This is a genomic window from Actinosynnema sp. NPDC059797, assembly GCF_042732085.1.
Lineage (GTDB): Bacteria > Actinomycetota > Actinomycetes > Mycobacteriales > Pseudonocardiaceae > Actinosynnema.
On record NZ_JBHWIE010000767.1, the window covers coordinates 1 to 1,046 of the forward strand.

3 protein-coding genes are annotated in these 1,046 nt (G+C 73.4%); all 3 read left to right on the forward strand.

The features are described from left to right. Positions 1-539 (forward strand): lantibiotic dehydratase (locus ACFV4N_RS44020; protein WP_499678651.1); only part of this gene is annotated, 539 nt, incomplete at its 5' end. A gap of 14 nt (positions 540-553) precedes the next feature. Beyond that, positions 554-739 carry a hypothetical protein gene (locus ACFV4N_RS44025; RefSeq protein ID WP_499678652.1) on the forward strand — a complete coding sequence of 62 codons (186 nt, stop codon included), beginning with the start codon at positions 554-556 and terminating at the stop codon, positions 737-739. 40 nt (positions 740-779) lie between these two features. Further along, positions 780-959 (forward strand): hypothetical protein, encoded by a 180-nt coding sequence (locus tag ACFV4N_RS44030; protein WP_499678653.1) that lies wholly within the window; start codon positions 780-782, stop codon positions 957-959. Positions 960-1,046 lie beyond the last annotated feature (87 nt).

The following is a 1,046-nucleotide window of genomic DNA, read 5'->3' on the forward strand; positions in this document are numbered from 1 at the left end:
GCGTCGCGTTCCCGCCGTCGGCCGTCGCCCACGCCCCGCTGCTGTCCGCCGGGCCGCCCGCGGTGCGCCGCTTCCGCCGGCACCGGGCGGACGCGCTCGCGGCGTTCCCCGGGCGGCGCCACCTGCCGCGCCTCGTCGCCGGCTCGCTGGTGGTGAGCCGGGCCCAGTGGCGCGTCCGGCGCGACGAGCTGTGGGCGCCGGGCGCGGGTTTCGAGGACGGGTTCCGCGCCCTGGGCCGGCTCACCCGGACCCGGTCGCTGCCCCGGTGGGTGTTCGCCGGACCGCCGGGGGGCAGGGGGGTGCCGGTGGACCTGGCCGGGCTGCCCGCGCTGCGCGTGCTGGACCGGGTCCTCGCGGGCCACGACGAGCTGTTCCTCACCGAGATGTTGCCGACCCCGGCGGACTTCCCCGTCGTCGACGGCGCCCACACCGCCGGTGACCGCCTGGCGTGCCAGCTCCTGCTGCGCCTCCCGGTCGTCGGCGACCCGGACTCCTCACCCAGCAGGGCGGGAGCGGCACCAGTTGCCGAAGCAGTGTGAAAGGAGACGACCCCATGGACCAGGCGATCTTGGAACCGGCCGAGTTGGACACGCTCATCAGCGACCTGGAGGAGCGGATCAGCGAGGTCCGGTTGGCCGGCCCCGCGCAGCCGATGGCGTTCAGCGAGGTGCAGTGCAGCAACCTCCTGTGCTCGATCCTCTCCTACTGCGACGGCGACGACGACCACGGCTCGTTCTGACGGAACTGGCGGCCACCACAGCGTGAAGGGACACGGGAACATGGACCAGGCGATCCTGGAGTCGGCCGAGTTGGACTCGCTCATCAGCGATTTGGAGGAGCGGATCAGCGAGGTCCGGCTGGCCGACCCCGCGCAGCCGATGGCGTTCAGCACGAATCAGTGCAGCAACGTCGGCTGTTCGCTCATCGCCTTCTGCTACGACGGCGACGAACCGCGCTGATCGCGGTCGGAGCCGGTCACGCGTGACAACCGGGGTGGGGGGGGGCACACTGGGCCCCCCCCCCCCCCGGGGGGGGGTTGGTTGGTG

What these genes read in the sequence shown, in the direction of transcription:
- ACFV4N_RS44030 (WP_499678653.1), top strand. Translation starts at nt 780, where the DNA reads ATGGACCAGGCGATCCTGGAGTCGGCCGAGTTGGACTCGCTCATCAGC.
- ACFV4N_RS44025 (WP_499678652.1), top strand. Translation starts at nt 554, where the DNA reads ATGGACCAGGCGATCTTGGAACCGGCCGAGTTGGACACGCTCATCAGC.